General features: G+C 62.4%; 15 protein-coding genes and 1 pseudogene. 11 read left to right on the top strand and 5 right to left on the bottom strand.

The window, feature by feature from the left end; genetic code table 11:
* Positions 1–165 precede the first annotated feature (165 nt).
* The 7 genes and pseudogenes from KI241_RS07715 to KI241_RS07745 all read left to right on the top strand — a co-directional run bounded on the left by KI241_RS07715 (position 166) and on the right by KI241_RS07745 (position 8,156).
* On the top strand, positions 166–687 hold the full coding sequence (locus KI241_RS07715) for a DUF2059 domain-containing protein (protein WP_042732949.1): 522 nt from the start codon (positions 166–168) through the stop codon (positions 685–687).
* A 12-nt stretch (positions 688–699) separates the two neighbouring features.
* Positions 700–999, top strand: a complete 300-nt coding sequence (locus tag KI241_RS07720; protein ID WP_041024552.1) for a BolA family protein — start codon at positions 700–702, stop codon at positions 997–999.
* A gap of 260 nt (positions 1,000–1,259) precedes the next feature.
* A complete protein-coding gene (locus KI241_RS07725) occupies positions 1,260–2,201 on the top strand; it encodes a rhodanese-related sulfurtransferase (RefSeq protein WP_042731754.1) in 942 nt (313 codons plus the stop codon).
* A gap of 3 nt (positions 2,202–2,204) precedes the next feature.
* Positions 2,205–2,840 carry a DsbA family protein gene (locus KI241_RS07730; RefSeq protein ID WP_212803526.1) on the top strand — a complete coding sequence of 212 codons (636 nt, stop codon included), beginning with the start codon at positions 2,205–2,207 and terminating at the stop codon, positions 2,838–2,840.
* Positions 2,833–4,659, top strand: a complete 1,827-nt coding sequence (locus tag KI241_RS07735; RefSeq protein WP_212803527.1) for an ABC transporter ATP-binding protein — start codon at positions 2,833–2,835, stop codon at positions 4,657–4,659. The genes KI241_RS07730 and KI241_RS07735 overlap by 8 nt, the downstream gene beginning before the upstream one ends.
* Positions 4,660–4,849: 190 nt before the next feature.
* Positions 4,850–7,308: pseudogene (locus tag KI241_RS07740) on the top strand (EAL domain-containing protein).
* Positions 7,309–7,352: 44 nt separating this feature from the next.
* Positions 7,353–8,156 carry an iron-containing redox enzyme family protein gene (locus tag KI241_RS07745; RefSeq protein WP_042731750.1) on the top strand — a complete coding sequence of 268 codons (804 nt, stop codon included), beginning with the start codon at positions 7,353–7,355 and terminating at the stop codon, positions 8,154–8,156.
* A 145-nt stretch (positions 8,157–8,301) separates the two neighbouring features.
* Here the strand turns inward: KI241_RS07745 and KI241_RS07750 are convergent, their stop codons facing one another.
* The 5 genes from KI241_RS07750 to KI241_RS07770 all read right to left on the bottom strand — a co-directional run bounded on the left by KI241_RS07750 (position 8,302) and on the right by KI241_RS07770 (position 13,287).
* Positions 8,302–9,228, bottom strand: a complete 927-nt coding sequence (locus KI241_RS07750) for a GGDEF domain-containing protein (RefSeq protein ID WP_042731749.1) — start codon at positions 9,226–9,228, stop codon at positions 8,302–8,304.
* A 360-nt stretch (positions 9,229–9,588) separates the two neighbouring features.
* Positions 9,589–10,329, bottom strand: coding sequence for a YciK family oxidoreductase (locus KI241_RS07755; RefSeq protein ID WP_212803528.1), 741 nt, complete (start codon positions 10,327–10,329; stop codon positions 9,589–9,591).
* Positions 10,330–10,517: 188 nt separating this feature from the next.
* Positions 10,518–11,189: an N-acetylmuramic acid 6-phosphate phosphatase MupP gene (gene mupP / locus KI241_RS07760; RefSeq protein WP_047737590.1), complete on the bottom strand. Its 672-nt coding sequence runs from the start codon at positions 11,187–11,189 to the stop codon at positions 10,518–10,520.
* Between the two features lie 4 nt (positions 11,190–11,193).
* The gene (gene ubiG, locus KI241_RS07765) at positions 11,194–11,892 is read right to left on the bottom strand and encodes a bifunctional 2-polyprenyl-6-hydroxyphenol methylase/3-demethylubiquinol 3-O-methyltransferase UbiG (protein WP_042728087.1); all 699 of its coding nucleotides are present in this window, start codon (positions 11,890–11,892) and stop codon (positions 11,194–11,196) included.
* A 63-nt stretch (positions 11,893–11,955) separates the two neighbouring features.
* Positions 11,956–13,287 carry a TRZ/ATZ family hydrolase gene (locus tag KI241_RS07770; RefSeq protein ID WP_047737587.1) on the bottom strand — a complete coding sequence of 444 codons (1,332 nt, stop codon included), beginning with the start codon at positions 13,285–13,287 and terminating at the stop codon, positions 11,956–11,958.
* A gap of 106 nt (positions 13,288–13,393) precedes the next feature.
* Between KI241_RS07770 and mtnA the strand changes: the two genes are divergently transcribed.
* The 4 genes from mtnA to pheA all read left to right on the top strand — a co-directional run bounded on the left by mtnA (position 13,394) and on the right by pheA (position 19,981).
* The gene (mtnA, locus tag KI241_RS07775; protein ID WP_212803529.1) at positions 13,394–14,470 is read left to right on the top strand and encodes an S-methyl-5-thioribose-1-phosphate isomerase; all 1,077 of its coding nucleotides are present in this window, start codon (positions 13,394–13,396) and stop codon (positions 14,468–14,470) included.
* 445 nt (positions 14,471–14,915) lie between these two features.
* Complete coding sequence (gene gyrA, locus KI241_RS07780; protein WP_212803530.1) at positions 14,916–17,579, top strand: DNA gyrase subunit A; 2,664 nt, start codon at positions 14,916–14,918, stop codon at positions 17,577–17,579.
* A 222-nt stretch (positions 17,580–17,801) separates the two neighbouring features.
* A complete protein-coding gene (gene serC / locus KI241_RS07785) occupies positions 17,802–18,887 on the top strand; it encodes a 3-phosphoserine/phosphohydroxythreonine transaminase (protein ID WP_042728090.1) in 1,086 nt (361 codons plus the stop codon).
* On the top strand, positions 18,887–19,981 hold the full coding sequence (gene pheA, locus KI241_RS07790) for a prephenate dehydratase (RefSeq protein WP_212803531.1): 1,095 nt from the start codon (positions 18,887–18,889) through the stop codon (positions 19,979–19,981). Before serC ends, pheA begins: the two co-directional genes overlap by 1 nt.
* Positions 19,982–19,994 lie beyond the last annotated feature (13 nt).

Genomic DNA, 19,994 nt, shown 5'->3' on the forward strand with positions numbered 1-19,994 from the left:
GCGCAGTTTAGGCCCGATTGGGCGGCGCCGGTTCCGTCAATCTAGGGGCGGTGAGTCCGGCCCGTCAATCGGACCCAACAAGCGTCGGGGTTGAGGCCCGGCGTTTATTAGGCGCAGAATGGTCGCCCTTGGGGTTTTACCTCGCCTGTAATGAAAGGAAACTCGATGACCCGTCTTCGTGCCATCTGTACCGCAGTTGCTCTGGTATGTGCCAGCGGCCCTGTTTTCGCCGATACCGCCAGCCATAACGCCAGCGCCGAAGCGTTCCTGACCCTGGCGCACGCTGACAAACTGGGCACCCCGGTGTACATGCAAGTGCAGCAGATGTTTGCCCAGCGCTTTGAACAGACCAAGGCCCCCGAGTCGAAGAAAGCCACCCTGGAAACCTACCAGGCCAAGGCCAACGCCGCGCTGGACCAGGCCATCGGCTGGAACAAGCTCAAACCGGACATGGTCAAGCTCTACACCAGCAACTTCAGCGAGTCGGAGCTCAAGGACCTGGTGGCGTTCTACCAGTCGCCGCTGGGCAAGAAAGTCCTGGAAAAAATGCCGCAGCTGACCCAGCAATCGGCCCAGTTGACCCAGGCCAAGCTTGAAAGCGCGGTGCCGGTGGTCAACAAGCTGCTGGCGGACATGACCGCCGAGCTCGAGCCAAAAGCCGCTGCGCCGGCCAAGAAAAAGCCGTAAGCGGAGCCCGGTATGAGCATGCAGCAACGCATCGAATCGACCCTCGGGCTGTTGCAGCCCGAGCACCTGCAAGTGCTGGATGAAAGCCACATGCACAGCCGTGGGCTACAGACCCACTTCAAGGCCGTGGTGGTCAGCCGGCAGTTCGAGGGGCTCAATCGCGTCAAGCGCCACCAGAAGGTCTACGGCACGCTGGGCGAGCTGATGGGCGAGTTTCACGCGTTGGCGCTGCACACCTACACCCCCGAGGAGTGGGCGCAGATCGACGCCGCGCCCGCTTCGCCGACCTGCGCAGGTGGCAGCAAGCACTGATTCAGGCGCTGTGGCGAGGACGCTTGCCGTGGTGAACGCGCTTTCCGTGGCGAGGGAGCTTGCTCCCGTTGGACCGCGAAGCGGTCCCCCTGAACAACGCAGGCGACGGCTTCGCCGCCGAGCGGAAGCAAGCTCCCTCGCCACCGGTGTGCTCCTAAAGCCACCGTGTATTTGCTAGAATCCGCAACGCGCCTGCAAGGGCGCTTTTTTTTTCGCATCCGGTTCACCCTTTGCGAGGGTAGCCACCTGGAGAAACACCCATGACACAACCCATTGTCGTGGCGGCACTGTATAAGTTCGTCACCCTTGAAGACTACGTCGAACTGCGCGAGCCCCTGCTCAAGGCCATGCTCGATAACGGCATCAAAGGCACCCTGCTGATCGCCGAAGAAGGCATCAACGGCACGGTCTCCGGCACCCGCGAGGGCATCGACGGGTTGCTGGCCTGGCTCAAGAACGATCCACGCATGATCGACATCGACCATAAAGAGTCGTACTGCGACGAGCAGCCGTTCTATCGCACCAAGGTCAAGCTGAAGAAAGAAATCGTCACCCTCGGCGTCGAAGGCGTGGACCCGAACAAACAGGTCGGCACCTACGTCGAGCCGCAGGATTGGAATGCGCTGATCAGCGATCCGCAGGTGCTGCTGATCGACACCCGTAACGACTACGAAGTGTCCATCGGCACCTTCGAAGGGGCCATCGACCCCAAGACCACCAGCTTTCGCGAGTTCCCCGAGTACATCAAGGCCCATTTCGATCCGGCCCGCCACAAGAAAGTCGCCATGTTCTGCACCGGCGGCATCCGCTGCGAGAAAGCCTCCAGTTATATGCTCGGCGAGGGTTTCGAGGAGGTCTACCACCTCAAGGGCGGCATCCTCAAGTACCTTGAAGAAGTGCCCCAGGAACAATCCAAGTGGCGTGGCGACTGTTTCGTGTTCGATAACCGCGTCACCGTTCGCCACGACCTCAGCGAAGGCGACTACGATCAATGTCATGCCTGTCGTACGCCGGTCAGCGTCGAAGACCGTGCTTCGGAGCACTATGTGCCGGGTATCAGCTGCCCGCATTGCTGGGACACGCTGAGCGAGAAAACCCGCCGCAGCGCCATCGACCGGCAAAAGCAGATCGAACTGGCCAAGGCCCGCAACCTGCCGCACCCGATCGGCTACAACTACAAGCAGTCATCTTCCGAGGCTTGAACCATGGCGCCACGCCTGCTCTATGTAATGGACCCGATGTGTTCCTGGTGCTGGGGTTTTGCACCGGTGGCCGAGGCGCTGGTGGAGCAGGCGCAGGCGGCGGGGGTGGAGTTGCACCTGGTGGTGGGCGGCTTGCGCACCGGCAGCGGGTCGGCGCTGGAGCCGACGACCCGACGCTACATTCTCGAACACTGGCAGGCGGTCACCCAGGCCACCGGCCAGCCGTTCACGCTTGAAGGCGCGCTGCCGGACGGGTTTGTCTACGACACCGAGCCGGCCTGCCGCGCCGTGGTCACCGCCCGCAACCTGGCGCCGGACCTGGCCTTCAAGCTGCTGAAGCTGATCCAGCAGGCGTTTTACGTGCAGGGGCGCGACGTCACCCACGCCAGCGTCCTGGTGGAATTGGCCGAACAGGCCGGGCTGCCGCGCATCGAGTTCGCCGCCGCCTTCGATCGCGCCGACCAGCACGCGGCCACCGCCGCCGATTTCACCTGGGTGCAGGACCTGGGGATTGCCGGGTTTCCCACGCTGCTGGCCGAGCGTGACGGTCAGTTGGCGTTGTTGACCAACGGCTACCAGCCCCTGGAATCCTTGTCGCCCTTGCTGGGCCGTTGGCTGGAGCGCGCCGCCTGTGCCTGACCGGCCGGAGCACTCGCCAACCCCGCAACGCATCGATCGGTTGAGCTGGGCCGAAATCCGTCGCCTGGCCCTCAAGCACAAGAAAGCCCTGTGGATCGCCAACGGCGTGGCCGTGCTGGCGACGCTGTGCAGCGTGCCGATTCCATTGCTCCTGCCGCTGTTGGTGGACGAAGTGCTGTTGGGGCGCGGCGATGCGGCCTTGAACGTGATGAACCAGGTGTTGCCCGCGGGGTGGCAGCAGGCGGCCGGCTACATCGGGCTGATGCTGCTGGCGACCCTGGTGCTGCGTTGCGGTGCATTGCTCTTCAACGTGTTGCAGGCGCGGCTGTTCGCCCGGTTGGCCAAGGACATCGTCTACCGCATTCGCATCCGCCTGATCGAACGGCTCAAGCGCATTTCCCTCGGCGAGTACGAAAGCCTGGGCAGCGGCACCGTGGCGGCGCATCTGGTCACCGACCTGGACACGGTCGACAAGTTCGTCGGTGAAACCCTCAGCCGTTTCCTGGTGGCGATGCTGACCCTGGTGGGCACCGCCGGGATCCTGGTGTGGATGCACTGGAAACTGGCGCTTCTGATCCTGTTGTTCAACCCATTGGTGATCTACGCCACGGTGCAATTGGGGAAAAGGGTCAAGCACCTCAAGAAGCTGGAAAACGACAGCACCTCGCGCTTCACCCAGGTCCTGACGGAAACCCTGGACGCCATCCAGGAAGTGCGCGCCGGCAATCGCCAGGGCTTTTTCCTCGGGCGCCTGGGCATGCGGGCAAGGGAAGTTCGCGATTACGCCGTGAGTTCGCAGTGGAAAACCGACGCGTCCAGCCGCGCCACCGGCCTGTTGTTCCAGTTCGGCATCGATATCTTTCGCGCCGCGGCCATGCTCACCGTGCTGTTTTCGGACTTGTCGATCGGGCAGATGCTGGCGGTGTTCAGCTACCTGTGGTTCATGATCGGCCCGGTGGAGCAGTTGCTCAATCTGCAGTACGCCTTTTATGCGGCGGGCGGTGCGCTGTCGCGGATCAATGAGCTGTTGGCCCGTGCCGACGAGCCGCAGTACCCCGGCGGCAGCGACCCGTTCAAGGGCCGTGACACGGTGGGCATCGACATTCAGGGGCTGGATTTCGGCTATGGCGAGGAATTGGTGCTCAACCAGTTGAACCTGTCCATCCTGCCCGGGGAGAAAGTCGCCATCGTCGGTGCCAGTGGCGGTGGCAAGAGCACACTGGTGCAACTGCTGCTGGGCTTGTACACGCCGCAGGCGGGCAGCATCCGTTTCGGCGGGGCGACGCAACACGAGATTGGCCTGGAGACCATCCGGGAGAATGTCGCGGTGGTGTTGCAGCATCCGGCGCTGTTCAACGACACGGTGCGCGCCAACCTCACCATGGGCCGCGAGTGCACCGACGAGGCCTGTTGGCGAGCCCTGGAGATCGCCCAGCTCGATGCCACCGTGCGCGCGCTGCCCCAGGGGTTGGACAGTATCGTCGGGCGTTCCGGGGTTCGGCTGTCCGGTGGTCAGCGGCAACGGCTGGCCATCGCCCGCATGGTATTGGCGGATCCGCGGGTGGTGATCCTCGATGAAGCCACGTCGGCGCTGGACGCTGCCACCGAGTACAACCTCCACCAGGCCCTGGCGCGTTTCCTGCGCGGGCGCACCACGCTGATCATCGCCCATCGGCTCTCCGCGGTGAAACAGGCCGACCGCGTGCTGGTGTTCGATGGTGGGCAGATCGCCGAGGACGGCGACCATTTGCAGCTGATTGCCGAAGGTGGCTTGTACGCTCGACTCTACGGTCACTTGCAACAGATACAGCAGCCTTGAGTTTCCGGCACTTTTCTGTGCTTAGTATCGAAAAAAAATCAGCCAAACACCCCCGACTTCACTGAATTTCCAGCTAAAGCCCCTCGATTCTTCCTACCGGCGTTCCAAGGATCGAAAACTAGCCTAGGCTCTGGAATTAGCAGCGGATTTCTCGCGGGTGCTTATCGGCAACGCCTGTGCAAGGGACCTCATGAAGCAAAAACGGACTCTCGGAACGCCTCGATTGTTGGGCATCGTCTGGCCCTTTATTGCCGTTGTGCTATTTCAGGCATTGCTCGGTGGCGTGAGTCTCTACGTATTGTCGGCGGTTCGCGGTTACGTGGCGGGGGAGAGCCTCTGGTCCAAGGGGCAGAAAGACGCCATCTATTACCTCAACCTCTATGCCGACAGCCGCGACGAAGCCACTTTCCTCAAGTACCAGCAAGCCATCGCCGTTCCCGAGGGCGGGCATGAGCTGCGGGTGGCGCTGGACCGCCAGCCGCCGGACCTGGAAGCGGCCAGGACCGCCATCCTCAAGGGCGGCAATCACCCGGACGACGTGGCGAGCCTGATCTGGCTGTATCTGAATTTTCGTCACTTCAGCTACCTGGAAGAGGCCATCGACCTGTGGACGGTGGGGGACGGCTACCTGATCGAGCTGGATAACGTCGCCCAGCAGATGCACGCCAGCATCAGCGCGGGCCAGGCGACGGAGGTCGATGTCCGCGGCTGGAAGGCGCGGATTTTTGCCATCAACGATTCCGTCACCCCGGCGGCCAAGGCATTCAGCGATGCGCTGGGCGAGGGCTCGCGCTTCATCCTGCGGCTGTTGCTGGTGACCAACTTCGCCACGGCGCTGGGGTTGATCGTCCTGGCATTGCTGCGTACCCACAAATTGCTGGCCCAGCGGCAGGTCTTTGCCAATGCGTTGCAACTGGAGAAGGAACGCGCCCAGATCACCTTGCAATCGATCGGCGACGGCGTGATCACCACCGACGTCGAGGGAGCCATTGCCTACATGAACCCCGCCGCCGAGGCGATGACCCACTGGAAAGCCGAACATGCCATGGGCCTGCCCCTGGCGGCGCTGTTCAATTTGCTCGATGACAACGCCCAGGCGGAAGGGCTGACCCTGATCGAGCACATCCTCAGCGGCCGGCTCAGCGGTGCCAGCGAACACTCCAAGCTGATCCAGCGCCTGGACGGCAGCACCGTGTCGGTCACGCTGGTGGGCGCGCCGATCCGCCATGCGGGCAACGTCAGCGGCGCCGTGCTGGTGCTGCACGACATGACCCAGGAGCGCCAGTACATCGCCAACCTGTCCTGGCAAGCCACCCATGATGCATTGACCGGGCTGGCCAACCGCCGGGAGTTTGAATACCGGCTCGAACAGGCCCTGCACAACCTCACGCGCCAGGTCGGTCGCCATGCCTTGATGTTCCTCGACCTGGACCAGTTCAAGCTGGTCAACGATACCTGCGGCCACGCCGCGGGCGACGAGTTGTTGCGCCATATCTGCGCCTTGCTGCAATCGGGGCTGCGGGAAAATGACACCCTGGCCCGGTTGGGCGGGGACGAGTTCGGCATCCTGCTGGAAAACTGTTCGCCGGAGGCCGCGGAAAAAATCGCCGAGGGGCTGCGCCAGACCGTGCAGAACCTGCATTTCGTCTGGAAGGGCCGGCCGTTCGTGACCACGGTGAGCATCGGCCTGGTGCACATCGCCCAGACCCCGACGACCCTGGAGGCCTCCTTGCGGGCCGCCGACATGGCCTGCTACATGGCCAAGGAGAAGGGCCGCAACCGGGTCCAGGTCTACCATGCCGACGACTCGGAGCTGTCCCTGCGCTTTGGCGAGATGGCCTGGGTCCAGCGCCTGCACATGGCCCTGGAGGAAAACCGCTTCTGCCTCTACGCCCAGGAAATCGCCGCGTTGGGGCCTGGCGACCATGGCGGCGGGCACATCGAAATCCTGTTGCGGCTGCACGACGAGGCCGGGCGGATGATCCTGCCCGACAGCTTCATTCCCGCGGCGGAGCGCTATGGCCTGATGACCTCCCTGGACCGCTGGGTGGTGGAGAACGTGTTCAAGGTCATTCGCCAGTGCCTGAATGAATCACGGCAGGCACCGATGGCCATGTGTGCGATTAATCTGTCAGGTACGACTATCGGAGATCAGGCGTTCCTCGACTTCTTGCGTAAACAATTCGCGGCCTACTCGATCCCCCGGAAATGATTTGTTTTGAAATTACCGAGACCAGCGCTATTTCGAATTTGGGCAGTGCGATCCGCTTTATCAATGAACTCAAGAGCTTGGGTTGTTACTTCTCGCTGGATGACTTTTGCGCCGGAATGTCTTCATTCGCTTACCTGAAACATTTACCTGTAGACTTCCTGAAGATCGACGGGAGTTTCGTAAAGGATATGCTGGACGACCCGATTAACCGTGCAATGGTCGAAGTGATCAATCATATCGGCCACGTCATGGGTAAGCGCACGATTGCCGAGTTTGTTGAAACCACCCAGATCGAGCAGGCATTGCTGGAAATCGGGGTGGATTACGCTCAAGGGTATGTGATTGAACGCCCGCAATTGTTTACCTGTGACACGTTGCAATGTAGGCCGGCCCGGCCCCAGCCGTTGTTATTCAAGGCCCCCGGCACGTTCCGCTGAACCTCTTGTTGATCCGGAAAATCACAATCAAAAGGAGCCAGACAGTGATCGACACATTCAACCGAACAGGCCCGCTCATGGAGGCCCAAAGCTATCCGAAATGGGCACAGCAGCTCATTATCGATTGCAGCGAGAGCAAGCGCCGGGTTGTCGAACACGAGCTGTATCAGCGCATGCGCGATAACAAGCTCAGCGCCAAGACCATGCGCCACTACCTCATTGGTGGTTGGCCGGTCGTTGAACAGTTCGCCTTATACATGGCACAGAACCTCACCAAGACCCGCTTTGCCCGCCATCCCGGCGAGGACATGGCCCGTCGTTGGCTGATGCGTAATATCCGTGTCGAACTCAACCATGCCGACTACTGGGTCAACTGGAGCGCCGCCCATGGCGTGACCCTCGAAGACCTGCAGGCCCAGCAAGTGCCTCCGGAGCTTCATGCGCTGAGCCACTGGTGCTGGCACACCAGTTCGTCGGACTCGCTGATCGTGGCCATCGCCGCGACCAACTATGCCATCGAGGGCGCCACTGGGGAGTGGTCGGCCTTGGTGTGCTCCACCGGCGTCTACGCGGCGGCGTTCGCCGAAGAGGAACGCAAGCGGGCGATGAAGTGGCTGAAGATGCACGCCCAGTACGACGATGCCCATCCTTGGGAAGCCCTGGAGATCATCGTTACGCTGGCGGGCATGAATCCGAGCAAGGCCCTGCAAACGGAGCTGCGCCAGGCCGTGTGCAAGAGCTATGACTACATGTACCTGTTCCTGGAGCGTTGCATGCAACTGGAACACTCGGAGTCCGTGGGCAAGTCGCCAGTCAACCGTGAGCGCCTCGCGCTGGCCGGCAGCTGAGCCGTTTCCCGGACATAGCTGAACCCCTCGGGGAGTGAGTCAGCTCGCGATAGAGCCTGCAGAGTCGACGGGGAGGTCGACTGTCAGGCCCTCATCGCGAGCAGGCTCGCTCCCTCAGGTGATGATGTTATTCACTTGGTTGGCTTCAACCCGCCATCGCCAACCGATTGCGCCCCTCGCGCTTGGCCACATACAGCGCGCTGTCGGCTCGCCGCAACAGGCTTTCGGCTGATTCGCCGGGCAGCAGGGTGGCGCAGCCCAGGCTGACGGTGAGTTCGATCCGGGTGCCCCCGGCGAAGTAATCCTGGACCTGGGCGGCATGACGCAGGCGTTCACCCACCATGGCCGCGGCGTCCCGGCTGGTGTTGGCCAGCAGGATCAGAAACTCCTCGCCTCCGAACCTAAACACCATGTCCACATTGCGCAGTTGATTCTTGATCGACTCGGCCACGGCCTTGAGCACGTCATCGCCGACGCTGTGCCCATGGTTGTCGTTGATATGCTTGAAGTGGTCGATGTCCAGCATCAGCAACGACAGGGGCTGCGAATGGCGCTTGGCCATGTCGATTTCCCGGATCAGCGTCTGGTCCATCGCGATGCGGTTGCCGGTGCCGGTCAGGGGGTCGCGCAGGGCGCTCTGGGTCGCCGCGCGGTAGAGCAAGGCATTGCGCAGTGGATACAAGAGCGTGGAGAGCATCGCTTCCAGGTCGGCCTGTTCGGCGTCGGTGAAGCGTTGGTTGCGGCGAAACACCAGTTCGCCCAAGTGTTCGCCTTCGTGACTGAGGTTATAGCTGACGGTGTGGTGCCCACGCTGGCCGAACTCCAGGCGCAGATCGCTCGGCTTGTGTTGATACGCCAATGCATCCAGAGGCACGAGCCGCTGAACCTCGCGGAAGAACAAGCCCAGGATGCGCTGCGGCTCCAGGCTGGTCTGCAATTGCTGGCCCAGTTGCTGGCGCAATTGCGACAGGCTGACAGAGCGCGCCGCGAGCGGCGACGGCTGGCCGAGGCCCAGGCGCTGCAACTTGGCACTGTCAAAATCAATCGCGTTCATCTGCATGGGCGTTTTCATATGGCGTTAGCCCCTAAGCTAAATCTGTCCCGGCAGGCTGGGTATGGCGGCTTTGGGCTGCGCGTCGTACTGGTCCATCAGTCCCGTAGGACTCTGATAGGAGTCTAGTCGGCTTTCCCTGGCTGGCTAAGTCTCGTCTCAACGTCCGTTACCCGCCGAACATGGCGTGTTTTGAGGATATTTAGAGCGAAAGTCGTGCCATTCGGTTCATTTCAATAAAAACCGATGGGAAATCAAGGTCTTGTGTGTGCGTTTCAAGTTGCCGGGGGCACTGAGGTGACGAGGGTTTGGCGTTTCGCCTGGCTGCGTGCCGTGCAAAGGCGCGTCGCGACGGGAAGTCGTCGCGACGCGAGCCCGGTGTTACTGGGCGTTGAAGGCCTGGCCGTTCACACCTGTGCTGTCCGGCCCCATCAGGTAGAGGTAGACCGGCATGATTGCCTCGGGCGTCGGGTTGTCGAGCGGGTTTTCCCCAGGGTAGGCCTGGGCGCGCATGCTGGTGCGGGTCGCACCCGGGTTGATGCTGTTGGCGCGCACGGCGGCGACGCTGTCGACTTCGTCGGCCAGGGTCTGCATCAGTCCCTCGGTGGCGAACTTGGACACGCCATAGGCGCCCCAGTACGCCCGGCCCTTGCGGCCAACGCTGCTGGAGGTGAACACCACGGACGCATCCTTGGACAGCTTGAGCAGCGGCAGCAAGGTGCTGGTGAGCATGAACATGGCGTTGACGTTGATGTGCATCACCCGCATGAAGTTCTCCCCGGACAACTGCTCCAGCGGCGTGCGCGGGCCGATGATCGAGGCGTTGTGCAGCAGGCCGTCCAGGTGACCGAACTCGGTCTCGATCATGGCCGCCAGTTCATCGTATTGATGGGGCAGGGCGGTTTCGAGGTTGAACGGGATCACCGCCGGCTGCGGATGGCCGGCTGCCTCGATTTCGTCATAGACCTGGGTCAGGTTGGCTTCGGTCTTGCCCAGCAGCAGCACGGTGGCGCCATGGGCCGCGTAGACCTTGGCAGCGGCAGCCCCGATACCGCGACCGGCGCCGGTGACCAGGATGACCCGGCCCTGGAGCAGGTCGGGGCGGGCGGAATAATCAAACATAAAAAAACCTCACGAAACATAACGATGCGTAGTGACGAGCTGTTGTGGCGAGGGGATTTATCCCCGCTGGGTCGCGAAGCGACCCCCTTCGTTTACTTGATTCATCGCGGTGACAGACAGTTTGTGGAGGCGCTTCGCGCCTCAGCGGGGATAAATCCCCTCGCCACAGGAGCGATACTCGATTTGCCTCAGCAACTGCACAACGCGTTATCCAGCACCTCGCGCAGTGCCAGCGGGTGATCGATCACCACGTCAGCGCCCCAGTGCTTGGGGTTGTCGTCCGGGTGGATGTAGCCGTAGGTCACGGCGCAGGTTCGAGTGCCGGCGCTGCGACCGGACTCGATGTCCCGCAGGTCGTCGCCTACGAACAACACGCTGGCCGGGTCCAGGTCGAGCATCTTGCAGGCCAGGGTCAGCGGTTCCGGGTCGGGCTTGCTGTTCGTCACATGGTCGGGGCAGATCAGCACTTTCGAGCGCTGCGCCAGGCCCAGTTGCTGCATGATCGGTTCAGCGAAGCGCACCGGCTTGTTGGTGACCACGCCCCAGATCAGGTTGGCCGCCTCGATGTCGGCCAGCACCTGGGCCATGCCGTCGAAGAGATGGCTGTGCACGGCGCAACCCTTGAGGTAGCGGTCGAGGAATTCCTGGCGAAGGTCCTCGAACCCGGGCGATTCCGGGTCCATGGAGAAGGTCACCGCGACCATTGCCCGGGCGCCGCCGGAAATCTCGTCGCGGATGTGCTGCGGGTTCATCGGTGGCAGGCCGCGATCAGCGCGCATGGCCTGGCAGATGGCGATGAAGTCCGGCGCGGTATCGAGCAACGTGCCGTCCATGTCGAAAAGAACCGCTTTGAGACGCATCGCCTTACTCCTCGCGCAGGGTCTGGATCATGTAGTTGACATCAACGTCGGCGGCCAGCTTGTAGTGCTTGGTCAGCGGGTTGTAGGTCAGGCCGATGATGTCCTTGACGGTCAGGCCGGCCATGCGGCTCCAGGCGCCGAGCTCGGACGGGCGGATGAATTTCTTGAAGTCGTGGGTGCCACGCGGCAACAGCTTCATGATGTATTCGGCGCCGACGATGGCGAACAGGTAGGCCTTCGGGTTGCGGTTGATGGTGGAGAAGAACACCTGGCCGCCCGGCTTGACCATGCGGAAGCAGGCGCGGATGACCGAGGACGGATCCGGCACGTGCTCGAGCATTTCCAGGCACGTCACCACGTCGAACTGGCCGGGCATTTCCTCGGCCAGGGCTTCGGCGGTGATCTGCCGATATTCCACGTTGACGCCGGATTCCAGCTGGTGCAACTGGGCCACCGCCAGCGGCGCCTCCCCCATGTCGATGCCCATCACCGTCGCCCCACGCTGGGCCATGGCCTCGCTGAGGATGCCGCCGCCGCAGCCGACGTCGAGCACCTTCTTGCCAGCCAGGTTGACCCGTTCATCGATCCAGTTGACCCGCAGTGGGTTGATGTCGTGCAGCGGCTTGAACTCGCTTTCACGGTCCCACCAGCGATGGGCCAGGGCTTCGAACTTGGCGATTTCGGCGTGGTCGACGTTGCTCATGTGCAGATCCTCGAAAAGCTGGGAAAGTCAGGTGCCCCGAGCCTGGTGGCTCAAGGGGCGTGGTTATTCGTCGTGTCCGCTGATGCGGCGCCCCCAGGCCTGGGCCGTGGCGGTCAATTGCGATTCGTCGAGGCGCGTCAGCCGGCCGTCTTCCAATAACGGCTTGCCGGCCACCCAGAGGTGTTTCACACAGTTGCGCCCCGTGGCGTAGATCAACTGCGACACTGGATCGTAGATCGGCTGCTGCGCCAGGCCCGACAGGTCGAAGGCCACCAGGTCGGCGGCCTTGCCGACTTCCAGCGAGCCCACGGTGGACTCGATGCCCAGCGCCCGCGCGCCATTGAGCGTGGCCATGCGCAGCGCTCGGTGGGCGTCCAGGGCGGTGGCGGAACCGGCGACAGCCTTGGCCAGCAGGGCAGCGGTGCGGGTTTCCCCCAGCAGGTCCAGGTCGTTGTTGCTGGCCGCGCCGTCGGTGCCAATGGCGACATTGACCCCCGCCTGCCATAAACGCTCCACCGGGCAGAAGCCGCTGGCCAGTTTCAGGTTCGATTCCGGGCAGTGGATCACGCTGCAATTGCTTTCTACCAGCAAAGCCTGGTCTTCATCGCTGATCTGAGTCATGTGCACGGCCTGGAAGCGCGGTCCCAGCAGGCCAAGCCGGCCCAGGCGCGCCAGCGGTCGCTCGGCGGTGTTATCCACAGCCTGCTGCACTTCGAAGGCGGTTTCGTGGACATGCATGTGGATGGGCGCGTCCAACTCCTCGGCGATCACGCGGATTTTCTCCAGGTTCTCGTCGCCCACGGTATAGGGCGCATGGGGGCCAAATGCGATTTTGATCCGAGGATGGTGCTTGAGGTCGCCAAACAGCTCGATGCCCTGACGAATGGCGTCATCGGCGCTGGCCGCACCGGGGATCGGGAAGTCGAGGATCGGAATGGCCAGTTGCGCGCGCATGCCGCTGTTGTGCACGCGCTCGCTGGCCACCTTGGGGTAGAAGTACATGTCGCTGAAGCAAGTGATGCCGCCCTTGATCTGCTCGGCGATCGCCAGGTCGGTGCCATCGCGGACGAAATCCTCGTCGACCCACTTGGCCTCGGCCGGCCAGATGTGCTGCTCGAGCCAGGTCATCAAGGGCAGGTCGTCGGCCAGGCCACGGAACAGCGTCATGGCCGCGTGCCCGTGGGCATTGACCAGACCGGGGGCCAGGAGCATGCCGGGCAGTTCGCGAACCTCTGCGGCGTCACACTTGAGGGCTTCTGTCCGCGGGCCGATAAATACGATGCAACCGTCGCGAATGCCCAGGCCATGGTTCTGGAGCACTACGCCGGCGGGTTCGACAGGCACTAACCAGCTCGGCAGCAATAATAAGTCGAGCGCAACGGCAGGCTTGGGCATCGTGGAGCGGTTCCATGGGGTATAAAGGATGGCGAAGTATACCCGAGCGTCTTCGCAGAGGGATCGCTATAATCGGCGGCTTTTGTTCATGAGTGCGGGGTGAGGGATGCGCGATCGACTGTTGGCTGCGGAGAAGGTGAAGGCCATCGATTGGCGCGATGGCGTCCTGTACTTGCAAGATCTGCGGGCATTGCCATTCGAGCAAAACTGGATCGCCTGCACCAGCGCCGCCGAAGTGGCCGACGCCATTGGTGCGCGAGTGGTGCGCGGCGCCCCCGTCATTGGCATTTGTGCAGCGTACGGCGTCGTGCTCGCCGCCCGTGCCCGGATGACGCAGGGCGGTGACTGGCAGGCCGCGTTGGAAGCCGACTTTGCCGTGCTGGCTGCCGCCCGGCCGACGGCGGCGAATTTGTTCTGGGCGCTGGATCGGATGCGTGATCGGTTGGGCCGCCTGAAGGAGCACGCCGAACCGCTGGCGGTGCTGGAGGCCGAAGCCATCGCGATCCATGTGAGCGATCGCGAGGCCAACCTGACCATGGCCCAGCTCGGCGTCGACCTGATCCGCAAGCACCAGGGCAACGCCCAGGCCATCCTCACCCACTGTAACGCCGGGGCCCTGGCCACCGGCGGCTTCGGTACCGCCCTGGGGGTGATTCGTGGCGCGTTCATCGAAGGCATGGTCGAGCGTGTCTATGTCAATGAAACCCGGCCTTGCCTGCCAGGCTCGCGCCTGAGCGCCTGGGAGCTGGCCGAGGAGGGCCTGCCGGTGACCATTAACGTCGATTCCGCCGCCGCCCATATCATGAAGACCAAGGGCGTGACCTGGCTGATCGTGGGGGCTGACTGCATTGCCGCCAATGGTGACGTGGCGAACCGGATCGGTACGTATCAACTGGCCGTCTGCGCGATGCATCACGGTGTGCGCTTCATGGTGGTGGCGCCGAGCTCGGCCATCGACATGAGCCTGGCCTGCGGCGAGGACATTGTGCTCGAGGACGGCGATGGGCGCGCATTGCTGGAGATGGAGGGCCAGCGCATCGGCGCCGACATCGAGGCCTTCGACCCGCGGTTCGATGTCACCCCGGCGGACCTGATCGACGTCATCGTCACGGAAAAGGGCATCGTCGAGCGTCCCGATACGGCGAAACTGGCGCAGTTGATGTGCCGCAAGCGGCTGCATTGAGACGGTTGTTGTCAGTAATGTCGCCATCGCGAGCAAGCTCGCTCCCACACTGGAATGTGTTATGGCTGACATCCCTGGCATACACAAATCCCCTGTGGGAGCGGGCTTGCTCGCGAAGAGGCCTCTACAGGCAACAAATTCCTTGCATTTGTGCTCTTGTTCTCCATCCATAGCGCCTCTAAGCCCCTCTGATCCCATATCAGCCTGTCACCGGTCAACTAACTACGCACCATGCGCATCTGGGGGATAGGTGCGTGGCGGCTCTTGTGATAACATCCGGCGGTTTCCAAGGCTGCCTCGCGAGGCGGCCTTCACTGCGCAGATCCATGGCATAACTCGTTGATTTGTCGTAAGTCGTTGCACGGCATTTGTTCGGCAGCGGCGAGCTTCGTTCGTCCCATCTGGATGTGACGAGGTTTCACCAGAAAAAGGAATCAGGCTTCTCATGGGCGAACTGGCCAAAGAAATCCTACCGGTCAATATCGAAGACGAGCTGAAACAGTCCTACCTCGACTACGCAATGAGCGTAATCGTCGGGCGGGCGCTGCCGGATGCGCGCGATGGCTTGAAGCCCGTGCACCGGCGCGTGCTGTACGCGATGAGCGAGCTGGGCAACGACTTCAACAAGCCGTACAAGAAATCCGCCCGTGTCGTCGGTGACGTGATCGGTAAGTATCACCCTCACGGTGACACCGCCGTGTACGACACCATCGTTCGGATGGCCCAGCCATTTTCCCTGCGCTACCTGCTGGTAGACGGCCAGGGCAACTTCGGTTCGGTGGACGGCGACAACGCCGCGGCCATGCGATACACCGAAGTGCGCATGACCAAGCTGGCCCACGAGTTGCTGGCCGACCTGCACAAGGAAACCGTGGACTGGGTGCCGAACTACGACGGCACCGAGATGATCCCGGCGGTCATGCCGACCCGTATCCCCAACCTGCTGGTCAACGGCTCCAGCGGTATCGCCGTGGGCATGGCGACCAACATCCCGCCGCACAACCTCGGTGAAGTCATCGACGGTTGCCTGGCTCTCATCGACAATCCCGAGCTGAGTGTCGATGAGCTGATGCAGTACATCCCCGGCCCCGACTTCCCGACCGCCGCGATCATCAACGGTCGTGCCGGCATCATCGAAGCCTACCGCACCGGTCGTGGGCGCATTTACATGCGTGCCCGCTCGACCGTCGAGGACATCGACAAGGTCGGCGGCCGCCAGCAGATCGTCATCACCGAGCTGCCGTACCAACTGAACAAGGCCCGCCTGATCGAGAAGATCGCCGAGCTGGTCAAGGAAAAGAAACTCGAAGGCATCACCGAGCTGCGTGACGAGTCCGACAAGGACGGCATGCGCGTCGTGATCGAGTTGCGTCGCGGCGAAGTGCCCGAGGTAATCCTCAACAACCTCTACGCCCAGACCCAGCTGCAAAGCGTGTTCGGCATCAACATCGTTGCGCTGATCGACGGTCGTCCGCGGATCCTGAACCTCAAGGACCTGCTGGAAGCCTTCGTGCGTCACCGCCGCGAAGTGGTCACCCGCCGTACCGTGTTCGAACTGCGCAAGGCCCGTGAGCGTGGTCACATCCTCGAAGGCCAGGCCGTCGCCCTGTCGAACATCGACCCGGTGATCGCCCTGATCAAGGCTTCGCCAACTCCGTCGGAAGCCAAGGAAGCGCTGATCAGCACCCCTTGGGAGTCCAGCGCGGTGATGACCATGGTCGAGCGCGCCGGCGCCGATTCCTGCCGCCCGGAAAACCTCGATCCGCAATACGGCCTGCGTGACGGCAAGTACTTCCTGTCCCCGGAGCAGGCCCAGGCCATTCTGGAACTGCGCCTGCACCGCCTGACCGGCCTGGAGCACGAGAAGCTGCTGGCCGAGTACCAGGAGATCCTCAACCAGATCGGCGAGCTGATCCGCATCCTCAACAGCGCCACGCGCCTGATGGAAGTGATCCGCGAAGAGCTGGAAGTGATCCGCGCCGAATACGGCGACGTGCGTCGCACCGAGATCCTCGATGCGCGCCTGGACCTGACCCTGGGTGACATGATCCCGGAAGAAGACCGCGTGGTGACCATTTCCCACGGCGGCTACGCCAAGACCCAGCCATTGGCTGCCTACCAGGCCCAGCGCCGGGGTGGCAAGGGCAAGTCGGCGACAGGCGTCAAGGACGAGGACTACATCGCCCACCTGCTGGTCGCCAACAGCCATACCACGCTGCTGCTGTTCTCCAGCAAGGGCAAGGTGTACTGGCTCAAGACCTACGAAATCCCCGAGGCCTCCCGTGCCGCCCGTGGCCGTCCGCTGGTCAACTTGTTGCCGCTGGACGACGGTGAGTACATCACCACCATGTTGCCGGTCGAGGAGTACACCGAAGGCCACTACATCTTCATGGCGACCGCCAACGGCACCGTCAAGAAGACCCCGCTGGAATCCTTCAGTCGCCAGCGCAGCGTCGGCTTGATCGCCCTGGAACTGGACGAGGGCGACGTGCTGATTTCCGCTGCCATTACCGACGGCGAGCGCGAGGTCATGCTGTTCTCCGACGGTGGCAAGGTGACGCGCTTCAAGGAGTCCGATGTCCGCGCCATGGGCCGTACCGCCCGCGGTGTGCGCGGCATGCGCCTGCCAGAAGGGCAGAAGCTGATTTCCATGCTGATCCCGGAAGAAGGCAGCCAGATCCTCACGGCTTCCGAACGTGGTTATGGCAAGCGCACCGCCATCGGCGAATTCCCCGAGTACAAACGTGGCGGCCAGGGCGTCATCGCCATGGTCAGCAACGAGCGTAACGGTCGTCTGGTCGGCGCGGTCCAGGTGCTCGATGGCGAGGAGATCATGCTGATCTCCGACCAGGGCACCCTGGTGCGTACGCGGGTCGACGAGGTGTCGAGCCTGGGTCGTAACACCCAGGGCGTGACGCTGATCAAGCTGGCCAGCGATGAAACGCTAGTAGGGCTGGAGCGGGTCCAGGAGCCGTCGGAAGTCGAAGGCGAGGAGCTGGAAAGCGAGGATGACGTGGCGTTCGACGGCACGCTCGGTGCCGATGTCGACGATACGGCTGGCGATCAGTCGCTGGATGCCGCCGCAGACGAAGAAGAACCGCAGGACTAAGCGGACACGCAGGGGGCGGATGAAGATTCGCCCCTTGTTGTTTGTCCCTTTTGAAAATTTGCGACACTGCGCATTCTCCTTGTGGGAGCGGGCTTGCTCGCGAATGCGGTGTGTCAGTCGACATTTAAATGGCTGACATACCGCATTCGCGAGCAAGCCCGCTCCCACAGGGGGGGCAGAACACAAGATTTATGTGACCACCAGATCAGAGCGAGATTGGATGTGAGCAAGAGAGCCTATAACTTCTGTGCCGGCCCGGCGGCGCTTCCTGAAGCGGTCCTGAAGCGCGCCCAGGGTGAACTTCTCGACTGGCATGGCAAGGGCCTGTCCGTCATGGAAATGAGCCATCGCAGCGATGAGTTCGTGTCCATTGCCACCAAGGCCGAGCAGGACCTGCGTGATCTGCTGAACATCCCGTCCAACTATAAAGTGTTGTTCCTGCAAGGCGGCGCCAGCCAGCAGTTCGCCCAGATTCCGCTGAACCTGCTGCCGGAAAACGGCAAGGCCGACTATATCGACACCGGTATCTGGTCGCAGAAGGCCATCGAAGAAGCTTCGCGCTACGGCCACGTCAACGTCGCCGCCACCGCCAAGCCCTATGATTATTTCGCCATTCCCGGCCAGAACGAGTGGAACCTGTCCAAGGACGCGGCCTACGTGCATTACGCGCCGAACGAAACCATCGGCGGCCTGGAATTCAACTGGATCCCGGAAACCGGCGACGTGCCGCTGGTCGCCGACATGTCCTCGGACATCCTCTCGCGCCCGGTGGACGTGTCCCGTTTCGGCATGATCTACGCCGGTGCCCAGAAGAACATCGGCCCGAGCGGCATCCTGGTCAGCATCATTCGCGAAGACCTGCTGGGCCGTGCCCGTTCCCTGTGCCCGACCATGCTCAACTACAAGGTCGCGGCGGACAACGGCTCGATGTACAACACGCCGCCGACCCTGGCCTGGTACCTGTCCGGCCTGGTGTTCGAATGGCTCAAGGAGCAGGGCGGTGTCGAAGCGATCGGCAAGCTCAACGAGGTGAAGCAGCGCACGCTGTATGAGTTCATCGATGCCAGCGGCCTGTACAGCAACCCGATCAACAAGACCGATCGTTCCTGGATGAACGTGCCGTTCCGCCTGGCCGACGACCGTCTCGACAAGCCGTTCCTGGCGGGTGCCGACGAGCGTGGCCTGTTGAACCTCAAGGGCCATCGCTCGGTGGGTGGCATGCGCGCGTCCATCTACAACGCCGTGGACATCAACGCCGTCAATGCGTTGGTGGCCTACATGGCAGAGTTCGAGAAGGAACATGGCTGATGTCTGAACAGGAACTCAAGGCGCTGCGCCTGCGCATCGACGCCCTGGACGAAAAGGTCCTGGAGCTGATCAGCGAGCGCGCGCGCTGCGCCCAGGAAGTCGCCCGGGTGAAAATGGCGTCGTTGGCGGAAGGCGAAGTGCCGGTGTTTTATCGTCCTGAGCGTGAAGCGCAGGTGCTCAAGCGGGTCATGAAACGCAACAAGGGCCCGTTGAGCAATGAAGAGATGGCGCGGCTGTTCCGCGAGGTGATGTCTTCGTGCCTGGCGCTTGAGCAGCCGCTGAAAGTCGCCTACCTGGGCCCCGAAGGCACCTTCACCCAGGCCGCGGCCCTGAAACACTTCGGCCACGCGGTGATCAGCAAGCCCATGGCGGCCATTGACGAAGTCTTCCGCGAAGTGGCGGCCGGCGCGGTGAATTTTGGCGTGGTGCCGGTGGAAAACTCCACCGAAGGCGCGGTCAACCACACGCTGGACAGCTTCCTCGAGCACGACATGGTGATCTGCGGCGAAGTCGAGCTGCGCATCCACCATCACCTGCTGGTCGGTGAAAACACCAAGACCGACAGTATCAGCCGGATCTATTCCCACGCCCAGTCGCTGGCCCAGTGCCGCAAATGGCTGGATGCTCATTACCCGAACGTCGAGCGCGTGGCGGTCTCCAGCAACGCCGAGGCGGCCAAGCGGGTCAAGGGCGAATGGAATTCGGCGGCGATTGCCGGCGATATGGCGGCCGGCCTCTACGGGTTGACTCGCCTGGCCGAGAAAATCGAGGATCGCCCGGATAACTCCACGCGGTTCCTGATGATCGGCAGCCAGGAAGTGCCGCCGACCGGCGACGACAAGACATCGATCATCGTTTCCATGAGCAACAAGCCCGGTGCGCTCCATGAGCTGTTGGTGCCGTTCCATGACAATGGCATCGACCTGACCCGTATCGAGACGCGTCCGTCGCGCAGCGGTAAATGGACCTACGTGTTCTTCATCGATTTTGTCGGCCACCACCGCGATCCTCTGGTCAAAGGTGTGCTTGAGAAAATCAGTCAGGAAGCAGTGGCACTCAAGGTGCTGGGTTCCTACCCCAAGGCAGTTCTTTAAGGGCGGATAGCAA

The sequence above is a fragment of the Pseudomonas sp. Cab53 genome (genome assembly GCF_018325965.1).
GTDB lineage: Bacteria > Pseudomonadota > Gammaproteobacteria > Pseudomonadales > Pseudomonadaceae > Aquipseudomonas > Aquipseudomonas chlororaphis_E.